The 6,711-nt window shown below is 45.0% G+C and carries 8 protein-coding genes; 1 reads left to right on the top strand and 7 read right to left on the bottom strand.

Features of this window, described 5'->3' with window-relative positions:
- A partial coding sequence (locus QTO00_RS11930; protein WP_331425015.1) for a response regulator occupies positions 1 to 282 on the bottom strand: 282 nt, incomplete at its 3' end.
- Positions 279 to 1,898, bottom strand: coding sequence for a sensor histidine kinase (locus QTO00_RS11925; protein ID WP_331425014.1), 1,620 nt, complete (start codon positions 1,896 to 1,898; stop codon positions 279 to 281). The genes QTO00_RS11930 and QTO00_RS11925, both read right to left, overlap by 4 nt.
- 348 nt (positions 1,899 to 2,246) lie before the next feature.
- On the opposite strand from QTO00_RS11925, the gene QTO00_RS11920 reads away from it, so the two are divergent.
- Entirely contained in the window at positions 2,247 to 2,471 is a 225-nt protein-coding gene (locus QTO00_RS11920) for a hypothetical protein (RefSeq protein WP_331425013.1), read from the top strand.
- Between the two features lie 51 nt (positions 2,472 to 2,522).
- Here QTO00_RS11920 and QTO00_RS11915 read toward each other — a convergent pair whose 3' ends face one another.
- Genes QTO00_RS11915 through QTO00_RS11895 form a run of 5 tightly spaced genes read right to left on the bottom strand, consistent with a single transcriptional unit; the run spans position 2,523 to position 6,619 of the window.
- Positions 2,523 to 3,692, bottom strand: a complete 1,170-nt coding sequence (locus QTO00_RS11915; RefSeq protein WP_331425012.1) for a tetratricopeptide repeat protein — start codon at positions 3,690 to 3,692, stop codon at positions 2,523 to 2,525.
- The gene (locus QTO00_RS11910; protein WP_331425011.1) at positions 3,689 to 4,306 is read right to left on the bottom strand and encodes an energy transducer TonB; all 618 of its coding nucleotides are present in this window, start codon (positions 4,304 to 4,306) and stop codon (positions 3,689 to 3,691) included. Before QTO00_RS11910 ends, QTO00_RS11915 begins: the two co-directional genes overlap by 4 nt.
- Positions 4,306 to 4,710 carry an ExbD/TolR family protein gene (locus tag QTO00_RS11905; protein WP_331425010.1) on the bottom strand — a complete coding sequence of 135 codons (405 nt, stop codon included), beginning with the start codon at positions 4,708 to 4,710 and terminating at the stop codon, positions 4,306 to 4,308. Before QTO00_RS11905 ends, QTO00_RS11910 begins: the two co-directional genes overlap by 1 nt.
- Positions 4,707 to 5,264 (bottom strand): MotA/TolQ/ExbB proton channel family protein, encoded by a 558-nt coding sequence (locus QTO00_RS11900; RefSeq protein WP_331425009.1) that lies wholly within the window; start codon positions 5,262 to 5,264, stop codon positions 4,707 to 4,709. Before QTO00_RS11900 ends, QTO00_RS11905 begins: the two co-directional genes overlap by 4 nt.
- Positions 5,264 to 6,619 carry a MotA/TolQ/ExbB proton channel family protein gene (locus QTO00_RS11895; RefSeq protein ID WP_331425008.1) on the bottom strand — a complete coding sequence of 452 codons (1,356 nt, stop codon included), beginning with the start codon at positions 6,617 to 6,619 and terminating at the stop codon, positions 5,264 to 5,266. Before QTO00_RS11895 ends, QTO00_RS11900 begins: the two co-directional genes overlap by 1 nt.
- Positions 6,620 to 6,711 lie beyond the last annotated feature (92 nt).

The following is a 6,711-nucleotide window of genomic DNA, read 5'->3' as shown; positions in this document are numbered from 1 at the left end:
CTGCAATGTATCAACGTCTCGCGCAGCGGTAATTAAGATGACGTCACAGCCCATTTTGTTAATTCGCAAGCTTTGTAAAATATCCAAGCCGGTTCCATCTGGCAGGTGAACATCGAGTAATAACAAATCCGGGTTGAGGATCTCCAGTTGCAAATTTGCTTCGAGTTGAGTGGTGGCGATGCCAATCACCTCATAGCCGCCAATCTGCTCAAGATAACGCTGATGTAGCTGAGCAATAGCCAAATCATCTTCAATAATCATCACTCTAGTTGCTGAAGTCATGCTTGCTCTTCCTTAGGAATGTACACTGTCATCCTTGCTCCAAAATCATCGTTGTTCTTCATTTCTAGTTGACCATGATAACGTAAAGCTAACTGACTGGTTAAAAATAGCCCTACGCCCCGCGTTGAAGAGTCCTTAGTTGAAACCCCCCGTTCTAACAGGGAATCAGTATTGACGCTGTCAGGTAAACCGCACCCTTGATCGGTCACTTCCAATATCACCTCGTTTCCGTAATCACTGATCGACACTTCGATCGTTCGCCTTCCAACAGCAAAACAAGGGTCATCAGTTATTGCTTCACGTGTAGCATCAAAAGCGTTATCAATTAAGTTTCCAAGGATGGTCACTAGATCCTCTGGATTCATCGTATTTGGTAATGGTTCTAAACGAGAACCCTCTTCAACCAACAACTGTAACCCTAGCTCGCGCGCGCGCTCTGTCTTACCTAGCAACATCCCTGCAATTAGCGGTTCCTTTATCGTCTCACGCAAAAACTCTATCAGAGCTTGATAATGGGCAGTCTCTTGGCCAATCAGGTGCTGTACCGCTTCTAGCTCACCCATTTGAACCATACCACTGATAGTATTTAGCTTGTTACGATGCTCGTGGGTTTGAGAACGTAGCATTTCAGCATACTCTTTTGTTTTTGCTAGCTGCTCGGTCAGTTCAGTTAAGTCGTCTTTCAGGCGAAAGCTCGAGACCGCCCCAACAACACGTCCGTCAACAATTATCGGGCTACGATTGGCGATCAAACGCTGTTGATTCAGATAAAGATTTATATCGTTATCGGTGCGTGCAGTTTGAATGACAGTTTGTAAATCACTTTCAGGCAATACTTCACTTATCGGTCGGTTTAAACAGTGCTGCTTAGTAAGACCAAGTATCTGACACGCACTGCGGTTAATTGATCTTAATATACCTTTGTCATCAATGGATAATATGCCCTCTTTTAAGGTCTCCATCGTGACATCAAGTTCGACATATAACCTGCCGATCTCTTCAGGCTCAAATCCCAAGATCGCTTTTTGGAATCTTCGCGAGGCATAGCTAGAAACAATCGCATTCGCGCCTACGACAATAAATGCCATCACGGTCAGAAAGATAATTAGCGGCTCAATACGATCTTGCAGACGATCAAGCAAGTACCCGACTGAAACAACCCCAATGATCTCGCCGCGATCATTAAATACCGCAGCTTTGCCACGCACAGAGTAACCCAGTGACCCTTCAGCGACAGAAATATAAGCTTCACCACCCACTAAAGCACGCTCATTGTCACCACCCTTCATCGGTTTACCAATACGTTGATCAAGAGGGTGAACAAGGCGCACTCCTTGTATATCGCCAATAACAATAAAAGCAGCACCAATCAGATTAGTTAAAACGCGATACTCCTGCTGACTTGATTGATCAAGACCATTTTCTATCTGGCTCGCGACTTCTGACGAGTTCGCAAGAAAAGAAGCAACCTTTAGAGCTTGCCTGCCCATTTGCTCTTCTTGGTCGTGCTTAACGTAGATGAACCCTGCTGCAACGAGAATCAGCAACTCGATTAAGCCCGACAGCGTCATAATGATCAGCATTCTTCTCCGAAAGCTGATACTGCTCCATTTCATACCCATCCTCCACTACCGTTAAGAGTAACATTTAGCTAACATTCGGCCGATTTCTGATTGCGAGAATTGTGAGCATTACAAAGCTAATTCATTACTGTAGGTTATTACGTAACCATCGCTTATTCAGCAATCGATTACTTTTAGATCTAGTTAGAAGTTTGCTAGATAAAATGGGCGAATTAAGTGATATTGGTCACACCAAATTTAGATTATTTTTTATACTAACCAGTCACGTTTTTCGTATAATTATTAGGCACACTGAAATGTGTAGGAACGTTAAATCTCGCCATCAGCTCAAAATAACAACAAGCTCAAAACTTGATGGCTCAATTGTCAGAGGGAAAGACGATGAAACGCGACGTTTTCGGAATTTGCTTGTCGAAAGGTATGCTGACAAACAATTTATCAAGCACTTTTACGCACGTTAGGGCTTATCAAAGGTCTGAAGAGAGCGAGGATGTGACAGTTATGCACGCATTCCCGCAATTGTCTGGTCAGGAGCTGCTGACCAACATGAAAGGCTCTACAAGGCTTTTGTGGCGTGCTGAATTTGTGTGCTGCGATATGAAATAACAACGTTATGAGGTAGTTAAGAGGGAAGCGATATGCTTCCCTCTTTTTTATTTAGCTTACTACCTGTTGTTTCGCTTTGCGAAGCTGGGTCAGGTACTTAATCCAACTCTTCGCTTGTGTTGAAGGCTCAACATTGTTTGCACGTTTTGCTTCTATTAGTGCCTTCTCCAGTTTGTTGAGCTTATATAGTGCGCGAGTTTTAGCCAACGCAACGTCTGCTTTTCTACCTTGGACTTTATCCAGTACCTTTAGGGCTGGTTGATAGTAGCCCTGCTGTACCATTAACAGGGCAACATTCCAGTGGTATTTAGCATCCTGTTTTGCAGCCAGTTTCCATATATCTAGCGCTTTATCCCACTCTTTAGCTAGCTGCCAATAGGTTGCCTGTTCAGACAGTAACTGCACATCCGAACTCGCATCGTTTAACTCACTAATCTCAATAGCAGCACGCTCAGGAATACCACGCTTGGCATACAACTGAGCAAGCATTCGAAGGTCGCTTTGACTAAGTTCAAGCTTATTCAACTTTGCTAAAGACAAGGTATCAAGCGCATCACGATCTCTGCCTATACGAAGCTGCAACCCAACCAGTTGTCTCCACCAATTGACTTTATCTGGCTGCAAAACGATGAGCTGTTCAAGCGTCGGAATCGCTTGCTTCCAATTCTTAAGTTGGAGTTGAGATCCAAGCTTCAAAGACAAAGGCTGTAGCAGACTTTCATGGCTAACCTTTAAATACTCATTCACTGCGGGTATAACTTTAGACCACTGTTCTAATTGATAGTGAGACTGGGCAATACGCAACCATAGGTCATCCGCCTTTTGCGTTTTAGGCACTGTCTTTTGCAAAACGTAGTAGTGCTTTAAAGCGCGTTCAAACTGATGTTCATTGAGATACAGGTCTGCCAACATTCGCTCCGTAACCCAACCTTGTTCATCTTGTAGAAGGCCACTCGCCACCGCTTTCTCTAGATACTTAATCGCCTGCTTTGGTTTACCATCTTGCCAATAAAACACGCCTAGAATGCGAGCAACAAAAGCCTGATCATATTCACGAGATGTGTCTATCTCATTTAACATGGTAATGGCTTGGGTGACTTGCTCATTCTGCGCAAGCTCATTGGCTTTGTGTACTCTTGTGGCCGTATATTGACTAAGCTCCTGTGCAAATGAGGCCCCAGACAACAGTACTAAACAAATTGACAATAATCGCTTAATCATTTGGCTATCTTAAACTCCAATCTCACGCTTTGACCAAATTGGGCGATGGCATTGCCATCAACAACTTTTGGTTGGTATTTCCATTTCTTCAGCGCTCGAATCGCTTCACGTTCAAACATACGCTTTGGGTTTGCTTCCAACACTTCGACATCAACTGGTTTGCCGGTTGGATCAATCGTAAACTTCATTACAACATAGCCTTCAGCTCCGCGCTTAAGTGCTTTTGCTGGGTAACGCGGCTCGACACGATACAATGGCATTGCTTGCTGATTGACACCAAATTCACCAAAGCTTGGTGCGCTAATTGCTAATCCACCAATCGCGGTATTAAGCCCGAGCATAGGCTGAGACATGGGTGATAGCTGAGACAACTTCATATTAGCCTGTGACGTTGGCATCTGCTCTGGTACTTCTGGTGCTTGAGGCTGTTCCGGCACCGAACGCTGACGACGTTGAACATCTTGTTCATTTTCTACCATCACCATATTAAAACTCAACGCTTCACTCGGTTCCGGTGCTCGGCGGTGGCCAGTGTCGACCATCCAAGCCATTAAACTAAAAATAGCGACTGCGCAGGATAAAGCTATCGGTGTCGCAATGAGAAATCGACCCACTAGATCTTCTCCGCAGCCAAAGCGATATTCTTAACGCCAGCGCCTTTTGCAGCATCCATGACTTTCACCACGGTTCCGCTATAGGCGTGCTCATCAGCCTGTATCACCAGTGAGGCATCTGGCTTATCAAGCAAAAGGTGTTCTAACGTTGCTTCAACTCGCTCTACATCCACTATGCGCTTATCAATATAGATATCATTCGCTGATGTAATCGCAACAAATATGCCCGCCTCTTTTTGACTAACCACGTTGGAAGCGGTTGGCCTATTGACTTCAACACCCGACTCGCGAACAAAAGAGCTAGTAACAATGAAAAAGATCAACATAATGAAAACGATATCAAGCATTGAAGTCAGATCCACCTGAGCTTCGTTTTGTTTATGATGACGTCGACCGAGTCTCATCGTTGACTCCTTAAAGATTTTTCCAATTTAATTTCTTTCATTTGGCACACTTTAACCAAACGAGCATAGGCAAACATGCCAGTCAGTGCCGCGACCATTCCCGCCATAGTTGGCAAAGTGGCTAATGAGATACCAGAAGCCATCAACTTGGGGTCACTGCGACCTTGATTAGCCATCACATCAAACACGGAAATCATTCCCGTTACCGTGCCTAACAAACCGAGCATCGGACAAATTGTTACTAACACTTTAATGATATTGAGGTTTTGATTGAGCAATGTATGCGCTTCAGACAACCAACCTTCGCGGATGGCACGTGCAAACCATGAGTTTTGGTCACGACGAAGCCTCCAGTTCTCGACCCATTGGTTTCTCTGTTTAGGGAACTGAAACCATAAGTAAACAATACGCTCAACAATCAACAACCAGCAAATCAGTACAACCCCAGAGAGCCACCAAAGTACATAGCCCCCCTGCTGCATGAAATCTTGCAACGAGGTTAGCCAGTTACTGGTAGCAATCACCTCAGGGAAGAGAGCGAGTATCGCGTCCATTACGCTGCGTTCTCCAAACCATTGTAGCTGTTAGAGCTATCTTTCTCTGCTTGCTCAGCGACTAGAGCAATCCCCTGTTTTTCAAGAATATTTCGGATACCCTCGGCTTGAGCACTTAAAATATTGTGCATAAGTAACAGTGGCATAGCGGCAATCAAACCAAGTACTGTTGTTACCAGTGCCATAGAAATACCGCCGGCCATCACTTTCGGGTCACCATTACCAAACTGAGTAATGACTTGGAAGGTTTCGATCATGCCTGTCACCGTTCCAAGTAGACCAAGCATTGGAGCAAGGGCGGCTAGCAACTTAAGCATTGATAGACCTTTCTCTAGGCCCGCTTGTTCATCAACAACGGCTTCCAAAAGACGTAGCTCAAGCGCTTCAACGGTTTGGTTCTTCTCTTTGCTATATACCGCCAACACTCGCCCTAATGGGTTGTCGCCGGGGTTTTGAGGCATTTTCAACTGCTTGCGAATTTTTTGCCTTGCGATAGATAGGCTTACACCACGTACCAACGAGATGATCAATCCAATAACCAGCAGACCGATAATCACTTTACCAACCACACCACCAGCTTGAAGTCGGTCAAGAAAGCTTGGCGTGAGCGCGAGTTGCTCAAGCATAATGCCGCGTGAAGGGTCAACAACAAGGTTGGTACGCTCACCATTTAATAGACCTAACAGTGATGCTGATGTCGGTCCGTTCTCTGGTTGCTTAATGTATACTGCCGCATCTTGTTTTGCGTTATTCCAATTAAGGTAACCTTGTTCGCCAACCAAACCAAAGGCACCAAGACGTTGCGCTGTCACTTCCTGGCTAAGCCCTTCCCCATCAACAAACTTAACGTTGACGGACTGAACTTGGCCACTTGCTTGAATTTGTTCCGTCAAAGCAGACCAAAGGCCGATAAGCTGCGGCATCGACGGTAGTTTAGTTGCAGCGACGATGTCCTCAACGACAAATGAATGAGTTTGTGCGCCCGCTGCGGTCACAGATTGTGAAAGCTCTGAATCCAGTTCTTTTGCGTGCTGGCGAACAACGCCAAACACTTCACCTAAACTACCCGTTTCTAAACGCAGCTTCTCTTCTAATCGAGCGAGTTTATCCTCATTTTGGCTAAACTCAGAAACCAGTCGATCGTTCTGCTGTTGCAAAGTTTCCCTTTGCTTTATTAGCTGTGCTTTTAATGCTGCGAGTTCACGTTCAGTCTGTTTGAATCCTGATTCACGCTGAATGTTGTGCTGTTGTTGAGCTTTTGCGTCGACTTTTGCAGGAGAGGCCAAATCAGCCGCTGCACTAGTAAACGAAATTGCCGTCAATGCAATTAAAGAACCAATCAATGTATGTTTCATTATTTTGCCTCCGCGACGGTCAAAGAAACAGGAAGAGTTATCAGGCTTGGCGCAGCTTGTTTAGCCGCAATATTAAACGCGGTGTCTAGCTC

The sequence above is a fragment of the Vibrio sp. M260118 genome, assembly GCF_036533755.1.
Classification (GTDB): domain Bacteria; phylum Pseudomonadota; class Gammaproteobacteria; order Enterobacterales; family Vibrionaceae; genus Vibrio.
Note: the sequence above shows the minus strand (reverse complement) of the source record. Positions and strands in the feature narration are given on the sequence as shown.